Source organism: Streptomyces sp. G5(2025), from assembly GCF_049542075.1.
Classification (GTDB): domain Bacteria; phylum Actinomycetota; class Actinomycetes; order Streptomycetales; family Streptomycetaceae; genus Streptomyces.
Genome location: NZ_JBMUZT010000006.1, coordinates 3,672,501 through 3,694,113 on the forward strand (window position 1 = coordinate 3,672,501; position 21,613 = coordinate 3,694,113).

A 21,613-nucleotide genomic window follows, 5' to 3' on the forward strand; every position below is an offset into this window, starting at 1 on the left:
GCCAGCGTTCGTCCTGAGCCAGGATCAAACTCTCCGTGAATGTTTTCCCGTAATCGGGATGAACACCACGAGAGCGGAACGGTCGGGAGGAATAATCCCGTCCGTTCACAGCGTCCTCGCTGTGTGCCTTCCGTGGAAGGACTTTTTCAAAGGAACCTCAACTCACCGAAGTGAGCCGGGGTATCAACATATCTGGCGTTGACTTTTGGCACGCTGTTGAGTTCTCAAGGAACGGACGCTTCCTTCGTACTCACCCTCTCGGGCTTTCCTCCGGGCGCTTCCCTTCGGTGTTTCTTTTGTTCTTGCGTTTCCGACTCTATCAGACTCTTTCGTGTCCGATTTCCTCGGTGCCTTTCCGGTTCCCGCTCCGGCCTTTCGGCTTTCGCGTTTCCCTTTCCGGCGGTTCCGACTCTATCAGATCCTTTCGGGCCTGATTCCCGGTCGGCGGGGGTTGTCCTCGCGGCTGTTGGGCCGTTCCGACGTCTCAAACTCTAGCGGGTTTTCCCGGCGACTCATAATCGAGCCGTGGAATTGAATTCGGGCATGCCGAATGCGTTCCGTTGGGAGATCGTGCTGAGTTTGGTTTGCCGCTCGATCAGCGGCGGGAGTGCTGCCGCAGAACCGTTACGGCTCCGTGGCAACCCGAAGAACCTTACGGGTCGGCCGAGTGACTGTCAACCCCACCCTCTGCCCACCGGCCAAGGCGCCAAACAGGGCCTTGGCCGGGGCGTCAGTCGAGGTCGGTGAGGCGTCCGCCCGCGTCCGGCTGGGCGTGCTCCACCCGTCGTAGAAGCCGCGTCAGCAACTCGTCCAGGACGCCGCGCTCGTCGGCCGACAGGTCCTGGAGGAGCTCCTCCTCGAAGACCGTCGCCAGACGCATCGCCTCCAGCCACTTCTCGCGGCCCTCGGCGGTCAGCTCCACGATCACGCGGACGCGATTGGTCTCGTCGCGGTCGCGGGTGACCAGGCCCTCCCCCACCATGCGGTCGATGCGGTGGGTCATGGCGGCAGGCGTGAGGCCGAGGCGCTTGGCCAGCTCGCCCGGGCCCATTTGGTACGGGGCGCCGGACAGGACGAGGGCCTTGAGGACCTCCCACTCGGCGTTGCTGATGCCGAGGGTCGCGGTCTGGCGACCGTAGGCGACGTTCATACGGCGGTTCAGGCGGCCGAGGGCCGAGACGATCTTCTCGACCTGGGGGTCGAGGTCCTGGAACTCGCGCTGGTACGCGGCGATCTGCTCTTCAAGTGTCGGCTCGCTCGGGCCGGGGGTGTCACCCATGACCGCAGTATGGCACGGCCCGACTTGGCATCGAAGTCCTTCGGTGTGTACTGTTTAGATCCTAACTTTAGCTTCGAAGTCTTCACTTCTAACTCCTAAGGCAGGTGAAAGTGACCAGGGCGATGGGCGCAGCGATGCGTCGTATTCAGGCAGGCAGCGCGCTGAGCGCGTTCGGCATCGGGTTCACGGTTCCGTTCCTCTACGTCTACGTGGCGCAGGTGCGGGGACTCGGGTCCAGTACGGCGGGCATCGTGCTGGCCGCCTTCGCCATGGCCGCGCTGATCGTCCTGCCCATCACCGGCCGCGTCATCGACCGCCGCGGCCCCCTCCCGGTGCTCGTGGGGTCGGCTGTCGTCGCCTCCTTGGGCGCGGTCGCGCTCGGCGTCGCCGCCAGTGAGACGGCGGCCATCCTCTCCGCGGCGCTGCTCGGCGCGGGTACGGCGGTCATGCAGCCGGCGCTCGCGACGATGATCGTGTGGTCCTCGACGCCGACCACTCGTACGCGGTCCTTCGCCATGCAGTTCTTCCTGCAGAACCTGGGCCTCGGTATCGGTGGCCTCCTCGGCGGCCAGATCGTCGACGAGGACCACGCGAGCAGCTTCACCCTGCTCTTCTCGATCGAGGCCGTGATGTTCCTGGTGCTCGCGGCGATCGCGCTGACCGTGCGGCTGCCGCACGCGCCGTCCATCCAGGACGCGATGCCCAAGGACGCCTCGGCCCCGCGCGGTGGAATGCGCGCGCTCCTGAAGCACAAGGCCATGGTGCAGCTGTGCGTTCTCGGCTTCGTGATCTTCTTCGCCTGCTACGGCCAGTTCGAGTCGGGGCTCTCCGCGTACGGCGTGGAGGCGGCGGGGATCACCCCGTCGACGCTCGGCATCGCGCTCGCCGCCAACACGGCGGTCATCGTGATCGCGCAGTTCGCCGTCCTGAAGTTCGTCGAGCGGCGCAAGCGGTCCCGGGTGATCGCGGCCGTGGGTCTCATCTGGGCCTTCGCGTGGCTCCTCGCGGGGTACGCCGGGCTCGGCCACGGCAGCCAGGCGATGGCCACCGCCGCGTTCGTCTCGACGTACGCCCTGTTCGGGCTCGGTGAGGCGATGCTGTCGCCGACCGTCGCGCCGCTGGTCGCGGATCTGGCGCCGAGCGGCATGGTCGGTCAGTACAACTCGGCCTTCGCCCTGGTGAAGCAGCTGGCACTCGCGGTCGGGCCGGCCGTGGGCGGGCCGATGGGTGCCGCGCTGCACGTCCCGTACATCGTGACGTTCGTGCTGTTCTCGCTCGGCATCACGGTCTTGGCGGTGCGGCTCGGACGCCGGCTCAGCCCGGTGCAGAACCAGCCCTCGCTGGCCAAGAGCCCGGTCGTGGCGCAGGGCGGTCCGGCCGCCACGGAGCCCGCGGCCGCGAACGCCTGACCGACTAGCGCGGCAGCGCGAACTCGCACCAGACGGCCTTGCCGCCGCCCGGTGTGCGGCGCGAGCCCCAGTTCGACGCGATCGTGGCGACGATGGCGATGCCGCGTCCCGCCTCGTCCGCCGGTTCGGCGCGGCGGCGGCGCGGCAGGTGGTCGTCGCCGTCGGTGACCTCGATGATCAGGCGCCGGTCGGTGCGGCGCAGGCGCAGGCGCATCGGTGGCGTGCCGTGCTGGAGGGAGTTGGCGACCAGTTCGCTGGCCGCGAGGACGCCGAGGTCGTGCAGCTCCGGGGAGAAGCGCCAGCTGGCGAGGACTCCCGTGGCGAAGGCACGCGCGCGTGGGGCGGCTTCCACGCCGCCGAGCAGCTCCAGGGCGGCGTTGCGGAACAGGTCGGCGTCCGCGCCGGTGCGGGCGGGGTGCTGGAGGACCAGGACGGCGACGTCGTCGTCGTGGTCGGCGGTCACCCCGAGGGCGCGGATCAGGCGGTCGCACACCACCTGGGGCGTGCCGGTGGCGCCGGCCAGGGCGCGCTCCAGGGAGGCCACCCCTTCGTCGATGTCCTCGCTGCGCCGCTCGACCAGGCCGTCCGTATAGAGGACAGCCGTCGAGCCGGGGCCGAGCGGCACGGAGCCCGAGGTGTGCATCCAGCCGCCGGTGCCGAGCGGCGGTCCGGTGGGTTCCTCGGCGCGGTGGATGGTGCCGTTCTCGTCGCGTACGAGGATCGGCAGGTGCCCGGCGGAGGAGTAGACGAGGCTTCCTTCGTTGGGGTCGTGGACGGCGTATACGCAGGTGGCGATCTGGCTGGCGTCGATCTCGGAGGCGAGGCCGTCCAGGAGTTGCAGGACCTCGTGCGGGGGCAGGTCGAGGCGGGCGTAGGCGCGCACGGCCGTGCGGAGCTGGCCCATGACGGCCGCCGCGCGCACGCCGCGGCCCATCACGTCGCCGATGACGAGGGCGGTGCGGCCGCCGCCGAGGGTGATCACGTCGTACCAGTCGCCGCCGACCGCGGCCTCGGTGCCGCCCGGCTGGTAGGTGGCGGCGATGCGCAGGTCGTCGGGCTGCTCCAGTTCCTGGGGCAGCAGGGACTTCTGGAGGGTGACAGCCGTCTCGCGCTGGGCGCGCTCGCTGGCGCGCAGGCGCTCGGCGGCCTCGGCGTGGTCCGTGACATCGGCGGCGAAGACGAGGACGCCGCCGCCCGCTTCGGTGCCCGCCGCGAAGCCGCCCACGGGCAGCGTCACGGGCGTGCAGGTGAAGGTGTACGAGCGTCCGCCGGGCGCCTTGCGGGACTTGACGGTGCGTGGCTTCGCGCTGCGCAGGACCTGGTCGAGGAGGGGCAGCAGGCCCAGCTCGGCCAGTTCGGGCAACGCCACGCGCGCGGGTTCGCCGACGGGGCGGGGGCCGAAGGCGGCGACGTACGCGTCGTTGACGTGGGCGAGGCGGTGGTCGGTGCCGTGCACGAGGGCGACGAGGGCCGGCACGCGGTCGAGCACCTCGCGGACCGGCAGGTCGTCAATACCGCTGCCGTCGGCGTGCGGAGTGCGTACTCCGTCGGTGCGCCGCTCGGCGCGGGCGGCGGGCACGGCGCCGTCCGTGCGCGGGGTCGCGGGGATCGTCTGTTCGGTCCGCGCTGCTGCGCGGCGCTGCGTTCCGGGGAGCCGGGCGCTCCAGCGCGTGAAGTTCACTGCGGTAGGCCTCGTGGTGTCGCTTCTGGATCGGGAACACAGCTTGTCGAGGGCGGACGTCCCTGGTGTCGGCCTTGCGGCCGGACCATGGTCACACGAACAGTCTCGCCGACCGGTCTGACATTCGCGGGTGCGGCCGGACAACCATCAGACGTGGGTCCTGTGCGGGGAGTTCCTGACGCCGGTCAGGAGGACTCCTTCGGGCGCTCGCCACCGGCCGCCAGTTCGAACTCCGCGCGGGGATGTTCGAGCGACCCCAGGGAGACGATCTCGCGTTTGAACAGCCCGGAGAGGGTCCATTCGGCGAGTACACGGGACTTGCGGTTGACGGTCGGCACTCTGCTCAAGTGGTAGACGCGGTGCATGAACCAGGCACAGTAGCCCTTCAGCCTGCGTCCGTAGACGTGCGCGACACCTTTGTGCAGCCCCAGAGACGCCACCGAGCCCACGTACTTGTGCCGGTACTCATGAAGAGGCCGCTCCCGGAGTGTCGCGACGATGTTGTCGCCGAGGACCTTGGCCTGGCGCACCGCATGCTGGGCGTTGGGCGCGCACTCCTTGCCGGGCTCGTCGGCCGTGACGTCGGGGACGGCGGCGGCGTCTCCCGCGGCCCACGCGTGCGTGGCGCCGTCGACGGACAGCTGTGCGGTGCAGATGAGGCGGCCGCGTTCGTCGAGCGGCAGGTCGGAGGCGGCGAGGACGGGGTGCGGCTTGACGCCCGCCGTCCAGACGACCGTGCGGGTGGGAAAGCGCGCGCCGTCGCTCAGGACGGCGACGCGGTCCTCACAGGAGTCGAGACGGGTCTCCAGCCGTACGTCGATGTTGCGCCGTCGCAGCTCGCGGACGGTGTACTTGCCCATCTCCTCGCCGACTTCGGGCAGGATCCGCCCGGACGCCTCGACAAGGATCCACTTCATGTCCTCGGCCTTGATGTTGTGGTAGTACCGCGCCGCGTAGCGCGCCATGTCCTCCAGCTCGCCGAGCGCTTCCACGCCCGCGTAACCGCCCCCTACGAAGACGAAGGTCAGGGCCGCGTCGCGGATCGCGGGGTCACGGGTGGAGGAGGCGATGTCCATCTGTTCGAGGACGTGGTTGCGCAGGCCGATGGCCTCTTCGACGGTCTTGAAGCCGATGGCGTACTCGGCGAGGCCGGGGATGGGCAGCGTGCGCGAGATGGAGCCGGGGGCCAGGACCAGTTCGTCGTACGTGATGTCGACGGGCCCCGTGCCCTCCTCCTCGGTGGCGAGGGTGGTGAAGGTGGCGGTGCGCTTGGCGTGGGCGATCGCCTCGACCTCGCCGATGACGATGCGGCACTTGTCGAGGACGCGGCGCAGGGGGACGACGACATGGCGCGGCGAGATGTTGCCGGCCGCCGCTTCGGGCAGGAACGGCTGATACGTCATATACGGCTCGGGCGTGATCACGACGATCTCGGCCTCACCGCGCTTGAGCTCCGCCTTCAGCTTTCGCTGGAGCCGCAGTGCGGTGTACATGCCGACGTAGCCGCCGCCGACGACGAGGACGCGCACACAGTCCGGGGATGCGGGGGTGGTCCCGCTGGAGATCGCAGCCTTCACCATCCCATGACGCACCCGGCTCCGGAGTTTGTCCACAGGCCCGGCAATTTGTGTGACCGGCGGCGGCGCGCGGCGGGCGCTCGGCGGCTTGCCGCGGCGCGGGAAAGGAGCGCAGGTCAGCGGCTGTGAGAGGGGCATGTGTCGGGGGTGCAATAAGGCTGGAAACGGTGCGTACTCCGATCGGGGGGCGCTCCGTGCGGAACCCACCCCTTCTGAATTGACTCAGGCTCAACTATGTTCGTGGGACGTCGGGGTGTCGGGGGATGCGCCCGTCGGGCCGCATTGCGGGGCTCGCGGAAGGGATCACTCCTCAACACGCCGGTAGCCAATGACGGGGAGTGTCTCCGGGGGGAGACGTCATTACCGGGGGAACGTGTATGAGCATTCAGGAGACCCACTGGACTTCCGCTGCCGCGTCGGCATCCGCCGTCGGCATCGGCGGGAACGGACGTGACATGGGGGAAGGAGCGCGCACGACACCGCTGCGTGTCGACGCACAGCGCAATCTTGAGCATGTACTTCGTGCGGCACGCGAAGTCTTCGGCGAGCTGGGTTACGGCGCGCCGATGGAAGACGTGGCGCGCCGCGCGCGGGTCGGTGTGGGCACCGTCTACCGCCGCTTCCCGAGCAAGGACGTCCTGGTCCGGCGCATAGCCGAGGAGGAGACCTCCCGGCTGACCGACCAGGCACGCGCGGCGCTCGGGCAGGAGGACGAGCCGTGGTCGGCGCTCTCGCGCTTCCTGCGGACGTCCGTGGCGTCGGGCGCGGGACGGCTGCTGCCGCCGCAGGTGCTGCGGGTGAGCGTCGACGACGGCGCCACCGAGGAGGACGAGGCGCGGGTGCCGCAGCAACGGCAGCCGGGCCCGGACTCCCCCGAGCTGCGCCTCGTGGAACAGCGCCGGGCGCCCGCCGAGGAGTCGGTCTCCGCGGCGGTGAGTGACGACGCGGGGGCGGCGACGCTGCTCGACGTCGTCGGGCGTCTCGTGGAGCGTGCCCGTGCGGCGGGTGAGCTCCGTCCGGACGTGACCGTGTCGGACGTCCTGCTGGTGATCGCGACGGCGGCGCCCTCGCTGCCGGACGCGGCGCAGCAGGCGGCGGCTTCGTCACGGCTGCTCGACATCCTGCTCGAAGGGCTGCGGTCGCGGCCCGCGTAGCGGACGCGCCCAGGGAGAGGGGGCTCAACTCCGCCCACAACGGCGGCTGTTGAGCCTTCCCCGAATGGGTGAACGATAGTGCTCCATTGCGGGAAGTCACCTCGGACGAGTGGTTGCCCGCCATGAGCCTCGGCCGGAGCACGGCCTTGTGGCACTCTTTCCCGGTGTTCGGGTCTGAGGGTGCAACCGGGGGCGTTCCGCGATGAGTGTTGACGGTCGGGACGAGCCGTCCGCCGACTTCGGTGAGGAGACACCTTCGGCGAGCGGCGGCACGGAGGCCGACGGGTTGTCCGCCCGGCAGGCGCCTCCTCAGGGCGGTGCCGACAGTTCTGACCCCGCGGACATAGCCACCACGGCGCCCGGCGCCGGCGTACCCCCGCAGCGCGAAGGCGGGAAGGACGCGCCGGCGTCCGACGCCGATCTGATCGCGCGGATGCGGGCGGGCGACGACTCCGCGTACGAGCAGCTGTACCGCAGACATGCCGAAGCCGTCCGCCGGTACGCCCGCACCTGCTGCCGCGACGCCCACACCGCCGACGACCTCACCGCGGAGGTCTTCGCCCGCATGCTCCAGGCCGTCCGCGGCGGCAGCGGGCCCGAGCACGCGGTGCGCGCCTATCTGCTGACCACGGTCAGGCGCGTCGCCGCCGGGTGGACGAAGTCGGCGAAGCGGGAGCAGCTGGTCGACGACTTCGCGGTGTTCGCGGCGCAGGCCGTGCGCGGCGGCTCCGAGGCCCGTGATGACACCGTGTCCATGGGCTCCTTCGGAGCGGGCCTGGATCTGGGCGCGGACGTCCGCGCGATGCACGAGGCCGAGCAGTCCATGGTCATGCAGGCCTTCCGGAGCCTGCCGGAGCGCTGGCAGGCCGTGCTGTGGCACACAGAGGTCGAGGACGAGTCCCCGAGCGAGGTCGCCACCCTCTTCGGCCTCGACGCGAACGGCACGCGCGTGCTCGCCAGCCGCGCCCGCGAAGGCCTCAAGCAGGCCTATCTCCAGGCGCACGTCAGCGCCACACTCACCGAGAGCGAGGAGTGCGCCCGCTACGCCGACCGCCTCGGCGCCTACGCCCGTGGCGGCCTGCGCGGCCGCGCCGAGCGGGGTCTGCGCAAGCATCTGGAGGAGTGCGCCAAGTGCCGCCTGGCCGCCGGCCAGATCAAGGAAGTCGCGGGCGGCATCCCCGCGGTCGTGCCCGTCGCCGTCATCGGCTGGTTCGGCGCCGCCGGGTACGCGAAGGTGGGCGCGATTATCGGGGGCGGCACCGTGAGCGCGGGTGCCGCGGGGGCCGCGGGGGCGGGTGGCTCCTCCGGAGGGTCCGCCGCGGGCGCCGCCGCCGAGGGGCTCGGTGCCCCGGCGAAGGCCGGCATCGCGGCGGGTGTGGTCGTGGCGGCCGGGGTGGCCGCGGCGATCGCCCTCACCGGTGGTGACGGCAAGCCCAAGGAGAACCCGCCGCCGAAGGCCAAGGGGCCCGCGGTGTCCGAGTCGGTCGTGCCGCACAAGCCACTCCCGCCACCGCCGAAGGCGGGGCCGAAGCCCGAGCCGACACCGCCGCCGCCCGCGCCGAAGCCGTCCCCGAAGCGCACGCCGACGCCCGCGCCGCCCCCTCCGCCCAAGGAGAAGCCCAGGCCGAGGCCGACGCCTCCGCCGCCGCCCCCGAAGCCGCGGCCCACCCCGCCCAAGCCGGCGCCGAAGCCGCCGCCTCCGGCGCCCGTGGTGTACCAGTGGAGCGAACTTCAGTACGGCAGCGTGGGCGACGGCACGAAGCCCGAGATGCGGCTCGGCGAGAGCAGCTGGGTGTGGCAGCGCCAGGGCCTGTCGATCGCCGGCAAGCAGTACTCCCACGGCGTGACCGTGCACGGCGAGTCCTCCGTGACGATCGACCTGAACCGCAGCTGCACGACGTACGACGCGCTGGTCGGTGTCGACGACATGACGATGGAGATCGGCAGGGTGCGCTTCTCCGTCCACGCGGACGGGGCACGACTGTGGCGCTCGCCGGTGATCAAGGGCGGTGACCCGGCGCTGCCGGTACGGGTGAACCTCACCGGCCGCAAGACCATCCGCCTGTCTGTCGAGCCGCAGACGCCCTTCGCCACGGCGGCGCTGGCGGACTGGGCCCAGTCGAAGGTGCGCTGCACCTAGCCTCGGGCGTGCTCGGCGGGCCCTGCCTCCCCGGCGGCCTCCGCCAGCTCCGCGATGATCTGTGCGGTCGTGAGGGAGGCGCCCTTGGCGCACTGTTCCTCGTACTGCCGTTCGCCGAGGACGGCCGACGCGGTCGCCATGTGGTGCTCCACGGCGGTTCTTTCGGGCATGGGGCGCGGGTGGCCGCACCGCAGGCGCGTGGCCGCCGCGAGCAGGCGGGCGGCGCGCCCGTAGTCACCCAACCGGCAGGTGAGCGCGGCTCCGATGTCCACGAGAGCCGCGATGATCATCTCCGAGCAGTGGTCGGCCACGGCCTCGTGCAGCGCCTCGGCCAGCTCGCGCAGGCCTGCCCGCGGGCCGGACTCCGCGGCGACGACCCCGGCCTCCACCCCGCGCACACTGGCCCTGAACTGCGGCGGCGGCGTGCCCTGCGCCTTGAGCTCGCGGACCTCCTCCATCAGCTCCCTGGCCCGCAGCGGATCGCCGTCGTCCAGCGCCATCCGCGCGCGCAGCAGCCGTACGAAGGTGCGTGCGTCCGTCACGCCATGGCGGTCCGCCTCCGTGCCCGCCTCGTCGAGGATCTTCTCCGCCGTATCGCGCTCACCCTCGCGGTAGGCGATCTCGGCGAGCCGGGCCATGAGGAACGACATCTCCGCGTACGCCCCCACTTCATAGGCGAGGCGCAGCGCTTCGTCGTAGGCGGCGCGGGCCTCGTCGTGGCGGCTGCGGGCCATCGCGGCCTCACCCACGGCGCTGTTCACCTGGGCGCGCATCCACCGGTCGCCCACGCGGCCGCTCAGTGTCCGCAGCTCGGCCAGGTCCTCGTCGACGCCCGAGAGGTTGCCGTTCATGTCGATGGCCATGTGACCGCGGAACATCAGGATGACGCACAGCTCCCAGTCCCCGCCGTACCGTCGGCAGTTCTCGACCGCCTTGTTCACGGCGGGCCGGGTGTCGTCGAGCGTGCCGCCGGTGAAGAAGATGGTGAACGGCCAGATCAGCCCCGGGAACCGGGCGGAGTGGGGGCCGGGCCGGGCGAAGACGGCGCGCACCCGTTCGACGTAGCCGACGTCGGTCCAGTCGCCCTCGGTCCCCACCGGCTGCGCCTCGGCGGTGCGGGACTCCGTCACCAGGAAGAGGTGCAGCAACCGGAGGTTCATCCACGGCCAGTAGAGCGGATCGGCCTCGTCGGGCAGGGTCAGGCGGCCGGCGGGGCCGTCGGCGGGGGCCAGCTCCAGGATGCGGCCCATCCACTCGCAGCCCTCGCGGTGGTAGTTGCGCAGCCACCAGAACCAGCCGGTGTGCAGGGCGAGGGCGGCCGCCGACTCCACGTCACGGGTCTCGATGGAGTGCTGCAAGGCCGCGCGGATGTTGTCGAGCTCCGTTTCCAGGCGCCTGATCCACGGCAGTTGCTCGGCGGAACGCAACAGCGGCTCGGCCCGCTCGACCAGCGCCCGGAAGTAGGCGGCGTGGCGTTGCTCGGCGGCCGTGAGCAGGGCGGGTGTCTCGGCGGCGCGCTCGACGGCGTACTCGTGGATGGTCTCCAGGAGGCGGTAGCGCATGCCGTCGTCCTCGGGCCCGGCGCCGGGGACGGCCACGATCAGGGACTTGTCGACCAGGGCGCCGATCAGGTCCGTGGCGGGGCCGGTGCAGACCGCCTCGGCGGCGGGCAGGTCCCAGGTGCCGGCGAAGACGGACGCCTCGCGCAGCACGGTCCGCTCGGCCTCTCCGAGCAGGTCCCAGGACCAGTCGACGACGGCGCGCAGGGTCTGCTGGCGGGGCAGGACCGTGCGGCTGCCGCTGGTCAGGAGGCGGAAGCGGTCGTCGAGCCGGTCGGCGATCTGGCGCGGGGTGAGCAACCGCAGGCGGGCGGCGGCCAGTTCGATGGCGAGCGGCAGTCCGTCCAGGCGGCGGCAGATCTCGGCGACCGCCTCGGCGTCCTCGTCCGGCGCGAAGCCGGGCCGCACCGCCGCGGCCCGCTCGGCGAACAGGCGGTGCGCCGGGTCGGGCGGGAGCGGCTCGACGGGGCGCACGGATTCGCCGGGCACGCCCAGGGGTTCGCGGCTGGTGGCGAGGATGGTGAGACCGGGGCAGTGCGTGAGGAGGGTCTCGGCGAGCTCGGCGGCGGCGTCGATCACATGTTCGCAGTTGTCAAGGATCAGGAGCAGGCTGCGCGCGGCGCAGTACTCGACGAGCAGGGCGACCGGGTCGTCCTGCGGAGCGGTCAGCTCGCTGGTCATCAGCACGGTCTCGCGCAGGTCGAGCGCACTGACGACAGCGCCTGGCACCGCCTCGGGCTGGTCGAGCGGGGCGAGCTCGGCCAGCCATGCCTGCGGATGCCCGGCGGCGGCTTCCTCGGCGAGGCGGGTCTTTCCTGAGCCGCCCGGTCCGGTGAGAGTGACCAGGCGGGCCCTGTGCAATTCAGAACGGATGGCGGCGAGTTCGGGTTCCCGCCCGACGAAAGAGGTCAACCGGTTACGGATGTTCCCCTTCCGCTCGGACTGGGCGAGGTGGCCGGGGTGGCCGAGCTGGCCGGGCTGGCCAGGCTGGCGGGGTTGCGCAGGCTGGCCAAGCTGGCCGGGTTGCCAGGGCTGCGCAGGATGGCCGGGCTGGCCGGGTTGCGCAGGCTGCTCGGTCTGGCGGGGTTGCGCAGGGTGGCCGAGCTGCCCGAGCTGCCCGAGCTGCGCAGGCTGGCCAACCTGGCTGGGTTGCGCGGGCTGCTCGGGGTGCTCAGCCAGGCCGGGCTGTTCAGCTTGCCCAAACTGCGTAGCTTGCCCGGACTGTGCAGGATATCCGGGCCGTGCGGGCTGTCCCGGCCGTGATGGGTGTCCGGACTGTGCAGCTTGCCCGGGCCGTGCGGGATGTTCCGACCACGAAAGGCCCGGCCGTGCGGGCTGTCCCGACCCCGAAAGGCCCGGCTGCGCGGCGTAGGACGGTTGCGCGGCATGGGGCGGTTGCGAGGCATGGGGCGGTTGCGGGGCCGTTTTGGGCGGGGAGAGCAACTCCGCGTGCAGCGCCCGCAGTTCCGGGCCCGGGTCCGCGCCCAGTCCCTCGGCGAGGGCGCGGCGCGCCTCCTCGTAGGCGGTGAGCGCGTCGGCACCGCGCCCGGCGTCCCGCAGGGCGCGGATCAGCAGCGCGCGCAGCGTCTCGTCGTACGGCCGGCCGGCGGTCAGTTCCCGCAGTTCCGGTACGACGTCGGAGGCGCGGCCCAGCCGCAGGTCCGCCTCGATCCGCGCGCGCACCGCCTCGGCGCGTTGGGCCTCGGGGCGCGCCGCGGCCGCCCGGTCGGGCAGGTCGGCGAGGGCGGGGCCGCGCCACAGGGCGAGCGCGTCACGCAGGACGCGGGCGGCGGAAGCCGGGTCGTCGCGGTCCAGGGCAGCCCTGCCCTCCCGGGCGAGGCGCTCGAAGCGGTGCAGGTCCACATCCTCGGGGGCGACGGCGAGGCGGTAGCCACCAGGAGCGGAGACGACGGCGTCCTTGCCGAGGGCGCGGCGCAACCGGCCGACGAGGGCCTGCAGGGCGGCCGTCGCGTCGCTCGGCGGGTCATCGGCGTCGGCCCAGACCTCGTCGATGAGCGTGCTCACGACGACCGTGCGGCCGGCGTGGAGCGCCAGGGCGGCGAGCAGGGCGCGCAGCCGCTGGCCCCCTACGGGCAGGGGGGCGCCTTGGTCGTCGTACGCCTCAGTGGCGCCCAGGATTGCGTACCGCACCGAACCATTCTCCCTGGCGGGCCGGCTCAAGGCTCGGGCTTTACCGGCGTGAGGGGAGTCGCGGGCCCCGTGAAGCCCCCGGAAGCTCCCTGACGCCCCGTTCCAAACGCGCCGTTCTTACCGCCCTGCTCCCAGTGCGCCCCTCTGCGGAACCACACTCCCCGTAGGGACGGCTCGTTGCCTGGCCGGGGTCCCCGTCCAGCATGTTCCCCTGCGGGACAGCAGGCGCCGCAGCCACAGCTCCGTGGAGACCAGGCCGGCCAGGCCGTCCAGCGGGAGCGGCGCGCCCTCGGCGGCCTCGCGCAGCGCCTTGCGGACGACGCGGGCCTCGACCAGCCCCGCCTGCGCGAGCAGCGGGGTGTCGAAGACGGTGAGCAGGTCCTCCACCGCCAGGCGCAGGCCGGCGCGGGCCGCCGCGGCGCCCGGCGCGTGGGACGGGGCGCCCCAGCCCGGCGGCAGATCGGTGACCCCGGCGCCCTCCAGGACCGTCCGCAGGATCGCGGCTCGCGCCCCCGGCTGGACGCGCAGGGCCTCGGGGAGCGCCCGGCACGCGCGGACGACCTGGTTGTCGAGGAAGGGCGCGTGCAGCCGCTGGAAGCGGACCTCGGCCGCCTGTTCGAGGATGCGCAGATCCGCGGCGTGCCGGGCGAGGGCCGCCCGCGCGCGGAACTCGCCGGGCCGCTGGCCGGGCCCGCCCGGGCGCATGGTCGTGTCGTTCAGACGAACCGATACTTCAGCGAGGGCCTCGCCCGTCAGCCAGCGCGCGGCCGGGCCGGGTCTGGCCCACGCCAGGGCCGCCAGCGAGGCGCCCACGGCCCCGCCCGGTTCGTCGAAGCGGCGGTGCAGCAGCCGGTCGGCGAGCGAGTCGACGCCCGCGCGGTGCGGCATGCGGGCGAGCTTGCGTGCCGCGCCGTACACGCGCGCGGGGACCATCACCGAACCGTCGGCCTTGGCGAGCGCGGCCACCGGGCGCACCAGGTGGCGGCGCTTACGGTCCATCAGGAGGTCGGCGAGCCGCGCCGGATGGGCGTCCAGGACCTGCCGCGCGCCGTGGCCCGTGAAGTGGTCCGCGCTGCCCGAGGAGAGCCGGGCGCGGTGGCGCTGGGCCGTCACCAGGGTGCCGCTCGGTTCGTCCGTCAGGGGCCCGTCCAGCTCGGCGTAGGGCAGGGCGTCCTCGCCCGCGGCGACGACGACGTGGTGCAGGCGCGGGTTGGCGGCGATGACGCCGGCCCGCTCCAGTTCCGCCTCGCGGCCTGGGACGGCGAGGTCGTTGAAGGTGACGGCGAGGAGCCGCTCTCCGGCGCCCGTGCCATGGCCGAGGACCGTGCCGGGCATGCCGGGCAGACCGGCCGCAAGGAGGGCGAGGGTCCCCGAGGCGGGCCCTCCGGAGAGGTCCGCTCCGATGCCCGGCACCGGCATGCCGCGGGCCGCGCGCCGCTCGGCGGGCCCCATGCCGGGCACCGGACCCGGGTCGATGTCGGTGCCGGGCACATGGCGCGGGGCGGTGAGGCGGGCGCGTACCGCCTCCACGAGGGCGTCACGGACGCCGTCCACGGCGCTAGCGGCGTCGGCGGCGGGAGCGGCGACGGCGAGCGAGGCGACCGGTTCGTACCCTGCGATCTCCCGTGCGCCCGCACGCAGGATCAGCGCATGCCCGGGGGCACGCGCCGCACGCCCTGGTAGGGCGTCGAGTCGTGCAGCGCCTCGGGAACGTCCGGAGCGGCGAGCAGCGCCGCGAGGTGGCCGATGTCGAGGTGGGCCTCGACGAGGTCGGCCAGCGGCAGCGCGGCCGTGGCGTAGGCCGTACCGCCGGCCCAGGGGGTGTGGAAGACGGGGCGCGCGCCCGCGAGGTCACCGGCGACCATGACGCGGCGGCCGACCTGGACGACCGCGGTGTAACTGCCGGACCAGGCGGTCAGGTGGCGCAGCGCGCCCCCGCGCGCGGCGAAGAGGCCGACCCGCAGCTCCTCGGCGGAGGCTCCGCAGGTGCCGAGGACCGCGATGCGGGTCTGCGCGTCGACCGTCACCGTCCGCACCTCGTCGGGGCGCCAGTCGCCGACGGCCCAGAGCGGGTCGGGGTCGCCCCACAGGAGTTGGGAGCCCACGGGCCGCACGGTCTCCCCGTCGTCACCGGTGGCCCCGGCCGAGCCCGCCGCCGAGGGCGTCGCGGCGGCACTGCTCCACCCCACCAACCACCGCATCGCTGCCTCCACAGGCTGTGGACGGACCGTCGGCGAGGCGCCGAGAGGCACGGCCGACCGGTGCACCGAAGGACTGGGCTCCCATGCTGCCACGAAGGAGGCACACGAGAGGGGCCGCGGGGCCGCTTGTGCGGCGGTGAATCCGCCCGCAGTGGGCGGTGAATCCGCCCGAGGCAGGCGGTGATTCCGCCTGAGCCAGGCGGTGCGTCCGTCCGGGGGGGGGACGGTGAATCCGCCCGCAGTGGGCGGTGGTTGAAGGGCGGGGGACGCCCCTCTCCTTGCGCGTGCTGTACTCGACTCTCCTCGCGCGTGCTGTACTCGACTCTCCTCGCGCGGGCCGCGCTCAACTCGCGCCCGACTCGCGCTCAACTCGCACTCCACCCACGTATGGGCGAAATGCCCGTTCCTTCGCGTAGGTGATTTTCGGCCAAATCGGCCTGGGATACGCCCAGAACGGAACTGTTCGAAGGCAACGCACAGTCCGGGAGGCGGTGTTCGCCCCCCGGACCGGTCCGCCGCCCGCGGGGATGGAGGCGGCGGTGTCCCCCAGCCCACTGACTCCAGCGCAGCGGGCCGACCCACGCGTCGTCCATGGAAGCGCTCCCCCCATGGCCGGAGAAGAGCGCACGGACGGGCGCACGGCCACACACCGGGAGCACGCGCGGGCCCCACCGCACTTCCGTACGGACAACAATCCCGCCATACGGAACTGCGCCCCTTAACGCTTGGGATGCGGCGAACTACCCTGTGTGTGCTGATGTTTTCAACGGAGGCATATACCCGGAGGATCGGCCAAACGCTCTTGCGGCCGCGATTCCGGCCACGGTGTCCGAGGCTCACGCCACGGCGGCCGCGGCCATGGGTAGCGCTTGCCCCCGGGGGAACGCAGCACGAATGCCGAGCGGTCCAGCCATCGCCCGGCAGCCGTCTGTGTCGAGGGGTGGCGCATGTCCAGGGAGCAACGCGGGCCGAACGAAAAGCTCGGCACCGTTCTCGCCCTCGCGGGAATCAGCAACGCGGGACTCGCACGCCGGGTCAACGACCTCGGCGCTCAACGCGGGTTGACGCTTCGATACGACAAGACCTCGGTGGCCCGTTGGGTGTCCAAGGGCATGGTGCCGCAGGGCGCCGCCCCCCACCTGATCGCGGCGGCCATCGGGCAGAAGCTCGGCCGCCCGGTGCCTCTGCACGAGATCGGCCTCGCGGACGCCGACCCGGCGCCCGAAGTGGGCCTCGCCTTCCCCCGTGACGTGGGGGCCGCCGTCAAGTCGGCCACGGAGCTGTACCGCCTCGATCTGGCGGGCCGGCGCGCGGGCGGCGGCATTTGGCAGTCCCTCGCCGGCTCCTTCGCGGTGAGCGCGTACGCGACGCCCGCCTCACGCTGGCTCATAACCCCGGCCGACAGCTCAGTGGCGCGCGACGCCTCCCGCGACATGCCACGCGACGTGGCGCACGCCGACGACGGCAGCGCGCCGATGAAGGTCGGCCACAGCGACGTGCTGAAGCTGCGGGAGGCCGCGGAGGACGCGCGGCGCTGGGACTCCAAGTACGGGGGCGGCGACTGGCGCTCCTCCATGGTCCCGGAGTGCCTGCGCGTCGAGGCGGCGCCGCTGCTCCTCGGCTCCTACTCCGACGAGGTCGGACGCGCCCTCTTCGGGGCCTCCGCCGAGCTGACCCGCCTTGCCGGATGGATGGCCTTCGACACAGGCCAGCAGGAGGCCGCCCAGCGCTACTACATCCAGGCGCTGCGGCTCGCCCGCGCGGCGGCCGACGTGCCCTTGGGCGGGTACGTGCTCGCCTCCATGTCCCTCCAGGCGACCTACCGCGGCTTCGGTGACGAGGGTGTCGACCTCGCGCAGGCCGCCCTGGAGCGCAACCGCGGGCTCGCGACGGCCCGCACCATGAGCTTCTTCCGGCTCGTCGAGGCGCGCGCACACGCGCGTGCCCATGACGCGCAGGCCGCGGGTGCGGCGCTGCGGGCCGCCGAGGGCTGGCTGGAGCGGTCCCGCGACGGTGACAACGACCCCACCTGGCTCGGCTTCTACGGCTACGACCGCTTCGCCGCCGACGCCGCCGAGTGCTACCGCGACCTGAAGGCGCCCCGGCAGGTCCGCCGCTTCACGGAACAGGCGCTCTCCCGCCCCACGGAGGAGTTCGTACGCTCGCACGGCCTGCGCCTGGTCGTCTCGGCCGTCGCCGAGCTGGAGTCCGGCAACCTCGACGCGGCGTGCGAGCAGGGCACGCGGGCCCTGGAGGTCGCGGGCCGCATCTCCTCGGCGCGGACCACCGAGTACGTGAGGGACCTCCTGCACCGCCTCGAACCGTACGGGGACGAGCCGAGGGTCGTGGAGCTCCGTGAGCGCGCCAGGCCGCTGCTGATGGCTCCCGCGTAGCCGCGGCGCGGAGATCCGCGGCGATCAACCACACACCCACCCCAGGTTTGAGGGCGTTGTCAGTGGCGCAGGGCAGTATCTGTGGTGGGAGGTGAGGCGCGGTGAAGAAGGTCGCGAACGACTGCGACGTGCTGGTGATCGGCGGGGGAATCGTCGGTCTCGCGACGGCGTACGCCCTCACGCGCGCCGTCCCCGGCACCCGTGTCACCGTGCTGGAGAAGGAGCGCGGCCCCGCCCGCCACCAGACGGGCCGCAACAGCGGGGTGATCCACAGCGGGATCTACTACCGCCCCGGCTCCCTGAAGGCGAGATACGCGGTCCGCGGCGCCGCCGAGATGATCAAGTTCTGCGCGGAGTACGGCATTCCGCATGAGGTCACCGGCAAGCTGATCGTCGCCACGGAGCGCGCGGAGCTCCCCCGCCTGCACGCCCTGGTCCAGCGCGGCAGGGAGAACGGCATTCCGGTACGCGAACTGGGCCCCGCCCAGATCACGGAGTACGAACCGGAAGTGCGGGGCCTCGCCGCCATCCACGTCGGCACGACCGGCGTCTGCGACTACGGCGCGGTGGCGCAGCGCCTGGCGGAGGTCTCCGGCGCCGAGATCCGCTACGGCGCCGCGGGGCATGTCGTGCGCGTGGACCGCCGCCCCGACCTGGGCGTCGCCGTCCGCACCGCCGATGGCGCCGTCGTGCGCGGCGCGGTCCTGGTGAACTGCGCGGGGCTGCACTGCGACGCGGTCGCGCGGCTCACGGGTGACGACCCCGGCATGCGGATCGTGCCGTTCCGCGGTGAGTACTTCGAACTGGCCCGCCCCGAGCTGGTGCGCGGCCTCGTCTATCCCGTGCCCGACCCGGCGTTCCCCTTCCTCGGCGTCCACCTCACCCGGGGCATCGACGGCGGCGTCCACGTGGGGCCGAACGCGGTCCCCGCGCTGGCCCGCGAGGGGTACGCCTGGTCGGTCGTCCGCCCCCGTGAGCTGGCCGGCACGCTCGGCTGGCCCGGATCGTGGCGCATAGCCCGCCGCCACTGGCGGTACGGGGCGGGTGAGCTGCGCCGCTCCGCCTCCAAGGCGGCGTTCACCTCGGCGGTGCGCAGGCTGTTGCCGGGGATCGGGCCCGACGACCTGGTGCCCGCCCCGGCCGGGGTCCGCGCGCAGGCGGTGCTGCGGGACGGCACGCTGGTCGACGACTTCCTGATACGGGAGGGCGTGCGCACGGTCCATGTCCTGAACGCGCCGTCGCCTGCCGCTACGGCTTCGCTGCCGATCGGGCGGGAGGTCGCTCGGCGGGCGTTGGCCGCGTTGGGCTGAGCGGGGGTGAGCCCGTGCCCCCCGGGTGGCTGGAGAGGGCGCGTCCGGCCTCGTGACGTCCCGCCGGGTGGGGTGGCCGGCCTTCCGAAGCCCCGCGCGCGCCGATGTGGCCGGGCGCTTGGCGCGCTGCGGGTCGCATAGGGCTGAGCGCGCAGTTCCCCGCACCCCTGGGCAGGACAGCTGCCGGCCCCGCCACCGTAAGCCCAGCACCCGCCAATACAGACCGGACTCCCGGTGCGCTGCGGACCGCATACGGCTGAGCGCGCAGTTCCCCGCGCCCCTGGGCAGGGCAGCTGCCGGCCCCGGGCGCCCGCAAGGCACCCAAAGGGGCGCGGGGAACTGCGCGCCCGGCCACATCCGGTCCGCACACGTGCCAACAACCGGCCGGACCACGCCCCGGCGCGCGGGCCGTAAAATTGCCGCACTGTGTCTGAGTCACCCCACACCCCCGAAGCCAACGAAGCCACCGGCGCCCCCCGCGCTCCCGAGGGAGGCGAGTCGGGCGCGGGCCGGACCGGTCGTCCGCAGGCCGCCCCCGCTTTCCCGGTGGGCCCTCACCCGACCCCGCCGGTTCGCACCACGAGCGGCGGATCCGCAGCTTCCAGCCGCGCCGCAGCCGGGTGACCACCAGCCAGGGTGATGCCCTGCGGCGGCTCTGGCCGATGTGGGGCCTGGACATCGACGGCCTGCGCACGCTCGACCTCGGCGAGCTGTTCGCGGACGAGCGGGGCCCCCGCCCGACCTCCCCGTCGTGCTGGAGATCGGCTTCGGCATGGGCGAGGCGACCGCGCAGATGGCCGCCGCCGACCCCGGCACCGGCGTCCTCGCCGTCGACGTGCACACCCCCGGCCAGGGGAATCTCCTCGGGCTCGCCGAGCGCGGCGGCCTCACGAACGTCCGCGTGGCCAACGGCGACGCGATCATCCTGCTCCGCGAGATGCTCCCGTCCGAGTCCCTCGCCGGACTGCGCGTCTACTTCCCCGACCCCTGGCCCAAGGCCCGCCACCACAAGCGCCGCCTGATCCAGCCGGAATTCCTCTCGCTGGCCGCGCCCTCGCTCAAGCCCGGCGCGCTCCTGCACTGCGCGACGGACTGGGAGCCGTACGCCGAGCAGATGCTGGAGGTGCTCACCGCGCACCCCGACTTCGAGAACACCCGGCAGGACGGCGGCTTCGCGCCGCGCCCGGACTTCCGCCCCCTCACCCGCTTCGAGGGCCAGGGTCTGAAGAAGGGGCACGTGGTGCATGACCTGCTGTTCCGCCGCGTCGACCAACTCGGGACGGGCGCCGGCAAGTAGCGGCGGACGAAGGCCCCGTCGCGGCCACCTCCATCCCTCGTTAGGGTCAACGACGTGGCCACCAGTCCTCCGTATCCGATTCCCCCCGAGGCACCCGCTCCGGGGGAAATCCGACGCGCCCACTGGTGGCAGCGGCGCGCGATACGCGTGGCGGGACTCGTCACGCTGCTCGCGCTGTCCGGCCTCGTCATCCTCGCCCTGGTCAGGGAGCAGACCGGCACCGAGGGCTTCCTCGTCGGGCTCGGCCTCGCGACCGTGCCGGTGCCGCTGCTGGTCGCCGCGTTCCGCTGGCTGGACCGGGTGGCACCGGGGCCCTGGCGGAACCTCCTCTTCTCCTTCGCGTGGGGCGCCTGCGCGGCCGCTCTCATCGCGATCGTCGCGAACAGCTTCGCGATCCGCTGGATAGCCACCGCCACCGCGGACCCCACCAGCGCCGACACCCTGGGCGCCACGGTCATCGCGCCGATCGTCGAGGAGTCGGCGAAGGCCGCCTCCGTCCTGCTCGTCTTCCTCTTCCGCAGACGCGACTTCACCGGCATCGTCGACGGCATGGTCATCGCCGGGGTGACCGCGACGGGCTTCGCGTTCACCGAGAACATCCTCTACCTCGGCAACGCCTTCGTCACCGACCAGCTCAGCCGCGAGAGCGGCCTCGCCTCCGTGACGGCCGCGACGTTCTTCGTACGCGTGGTCATGTCGCCGTTCGCGCACCCCCTCTTCACGGTCCTGACCGGCATCGGCTTCGGCCTCGCCGCCTTCTCGGCGGAGCGCCTGCGCCTGCGCCGCGTGCTGCTGCCGATCGCCGGACTGCTGCTCGCCATGGGCATGCACGCGCTGTGGAACGGCTCCGCGGTCTTCGGCCAGTACGGCTTCTTCGCCGTGTACGCGCTCTTCATGCTGCCCGCGTTCGGGCTGCTGACCTGGCTGGCGATCTGGCTGAGGCAGCGCGACCTGCGCATGATCCGCGCCGAGCTGCCCGTGTACGGGGCGGCCGGCTGGCTCACCCCGCCCGAGCCGTACGCGCTCGGCTCGATGCGGGCCCGCGCGCTGGCCCGCGACTACGCCTCGTACACCTGGGGGAAGGCCGCGGGCCGTGCGGTCATGGAGTACGAGACGTACGCGACGTCACTGGCGCTGCTGCGCCACCGGGGGCGTCGCGGCCGGGCGGGCGCCGACTTCGTCGTACGCGAGCGGGAGCTGCTCGAAAAGCTCTGGGAGCGCCGCGAACCGGCCCGCCCCGCCCTGGGCTACGCCGCCCGCGCGATCACCCCGGTCAGGCTCCCCATGCCGTACGCGCCCCACGGCCACCCGCACACCCCGTACCCCCACGCCCCGTACGCCCCTGCCGCGCACGCCCCCACTCCGTACGGGCAGCCGCAGTACGGGCAGCCGCAGCCCTATCCGGCGTACGGCCACCCGGTCCACAACCCCTACCGCTCCTGACGCTCCTGACGGCTCCTGA

The 21,613-nt window shown here is 72.8% G+C and carries 10 protein-coding genes, 1 rRNA gene and 2 pseudogenes (1 of these 13 running past the window's edge); 7 read left to right on the forward strand and 6 right to left on the reverse strand.

The annotated features are described in order from the left end of the window. A 16S ribosomal RNA gene (locus tag ACOBQB_RS27515) occupies window positions 1-40 on the reverse strand; it reaches 1,487 nt to the left of the window's first position. Window positions 41-730: 690 nt separating this feature from the next. Next, entirely contained in the window at window positions 731-1,279 is a 549-nt protein-coding gene (locus tag ACOBQB_RS27520; RefSeq protein WP_127911820.1) for a MarR family winged helix-turn-helix transcriptional regulator, read from the reverse strand. A gap of 122 nt (window positions 1,280-1,401) precedes the next feature. Between ACOBQB_RS27520 and ACOBQB_RS27525 the strand changes: the two genes are divergently transcribed. Further along, window positions 1,402-2,688, forward strand: coding sequence for an MFS transporter (locus tag ACOBQB_RS27525; RefSeq protein ID WP_423595258.1), 1,287 nt, complete (start codon window positions 1,402-1,404; stop codon window positions 2,686-2,688). A 4-nt stretch (window positions 2,689-2,692) separates the two neighbouring features. On the opposite strand, the gene ACOBQB_RS27530 is transcribed toward ACOBQB_RS27525, so the two are convergent. After that, window positions 2,693-4,369, reverse strand: a complete 1,677-nt coding sequence (locus ACOBQB_RS27530; protein WP_423595260.1) for an ATP-binding SpoIIE family protein phosphatase — start codon at window positions 4,367-4,369, stop codon at window positions 2,693-2,695. Between the two features lie 185 nt (window positions 4,370-4,554). Next, window positions 4,555-5,949 (reverse strand): NAD(P)/FAD-dependent oxidoreductase, encoded by a 1,395-nt coding sequence (locus ACOBQB_RS27535; RefSeq protein ID WP_423595262.1) that lies wholly within the window; start codon window positions 5,947-5,949, stop codon window positions 4,555-4,557. Window positions 5,950-6,323: 374 nt separating this feature from the next. On the opposite strand from ACOBQB_RS27535, the gene ACOBQB_RS27540 reads away from it, so the two are divergent. Beyond that, entirely contained in the window at window positions 6,324-7,100 is a 777-nt protein-coding gene (locus tag ACOBQB_RS27540) for a TetR/AcrR family transcriptional regulator (RefSeq protein ID WP_423595264.1), read from the forward strand. Between the two features lie 202 nt (window positions 7,101-7,302). After that, entirely contained in the window at window positions 7,303-9,240 is a 1,938-nt protein-coding gene (locus ACOBQB_RS27545) for a sigma-70 family RNA polymerase sigma factor (protein WP_423595266.1), read from the forward strand. On the opposite strand, the gene ACOBQB_RS27550 is transcribed toward ACOBQB_RS27545, so the two are convergent. Both ACOBQB_RS27550 and ACOBQB_RS27555 read right to left on the reverse strand, forming a co-directional pair. After that, window positions 9,237-12,950, reverse strand: coding sequence for an AfsR/SARP family transcriptional regulator (locus tag ACOBQB_RS27550; RefSeq protein ID WP_423595268.1), 3,714 nt, complete (start codon window positions 12,948-12,950; stop codon window positions 9,237-9,239). The two genes, ACOBQB_RS27545 and ACOBQB_RS27550, sit on opposite strands and share 4 nt — an antisense overlap. Window positions 12,951-13,067: 117 nt before the next feature. Then, window positions 13,068-15,151, reverse strand: a pseudogene (locus ACOBQB_RS27555) (asparagine synthase-related protein). A gap of 947 nt (window positions 15,152-16,098) precedes the next feature. On the opposite strand from ACOBQB_RS27555, the gene ACOBQB_RS27560 reads away from it, so the two are divergent. From ACOBQB_RS27560 to ACOBQB_RS27575, 4 genes and pseudogenes are all read left to right on the forward strand, one after another. Then, window positions 16,099-17,544 carry an MFS transporter gene (locus tag ACOBQB_RS27560; RefSeq protein ID WP_423595270.1) on the forward strand — a complete coding sequence of 482 codons (1,446 nt, stop codon included), beginning with the start codon at window positions 16,099-16,101 and terminating at the stop codon, window positions 17,542-17,544. 101 nt (window positions 17,545-17,645) lie between these two features. Next, entirely contained in the window at window positions 17,646-18,854 is a 1,209-nt protein-coding gene (lhgO, locus tag ACOBQB_RS27565; protein WP_423595272.1) for an L-2-hydroxyglutarate oxidase, read from the forward strand. A gap of 426 nt (window positions 18,855-19,280) precedes the next feature. After that, a pseudogene (trmB, locus tag ACOBQB_RS27570) lies at window positions 19,281-20,151 on the forward strand (tRNA (guanosine(46)-N7)-methyltransferase TrmB). A gap of 54 nt (window positions 20,152-20,205) precedes the next feature. Next, on the forward strand, window positions 20,206-21,594 hold the full coding sequence (locus ACOBQB_RS27575; RefSeq protein ID WP_423595274.1) for a PrsW family intramembrane metalloprotease: 1,389 nt from the start codon (window positions 20,206-20,208) through the stop codon (window positions 21,592-21,594). Window positions 21,595-21,613 lie beyond the last annotated feature (19 nt).

Excerpts from the sequence above, each read along its gene's own strand:
- ACOBQB_RS27520 (WP_127911820.1), bottom strand. The coding sequence starts at position 1,279 with ATGGGTGACACCCCCGGCCCGAGCGAGCCGACACTTGAAGAGCAGATC.
- ACOBQB_RS27525 (WP_423595258.1), top strand. The coding sequence starts at position 1,402 with ATGGGCGCAGCGATGCGTCGTATTCAGGCAGGCAGCGCGCTGAGCGCG.
- ACOBQB_RS27535 (WP_423595262.1), bottom strand. The coding sequence starts at position 5,949 with ATGGTGAAGGCTGCGATCTCCAGCGGGACCACCCCCGCATCCCCGGAC.
- ACOBQB_RS27540 (WP_423595264.1), top strand. The coding sequence starts at position 6,324 with ATGAGCATTCAGGAGACCCACTGGACTTCCGCTGCCGCGTCGGCATCC.
- ACOBQB_RS27545 (WP_423595266.1), top strand. The coding sequence starts at position 7,303 with ATGAGTGTTGACGGTCGGGACGAGCCGTCCGCCGACTTCGGTGAGGAG.
- ACOBQB_RS27560 (WP_423595270.1), top strand. The coding sequence starts at position 16,099 with ATGTCCAGGGAGCAACGCGGGCCGAACGAAAAGCTCGGCACCGTTCTC.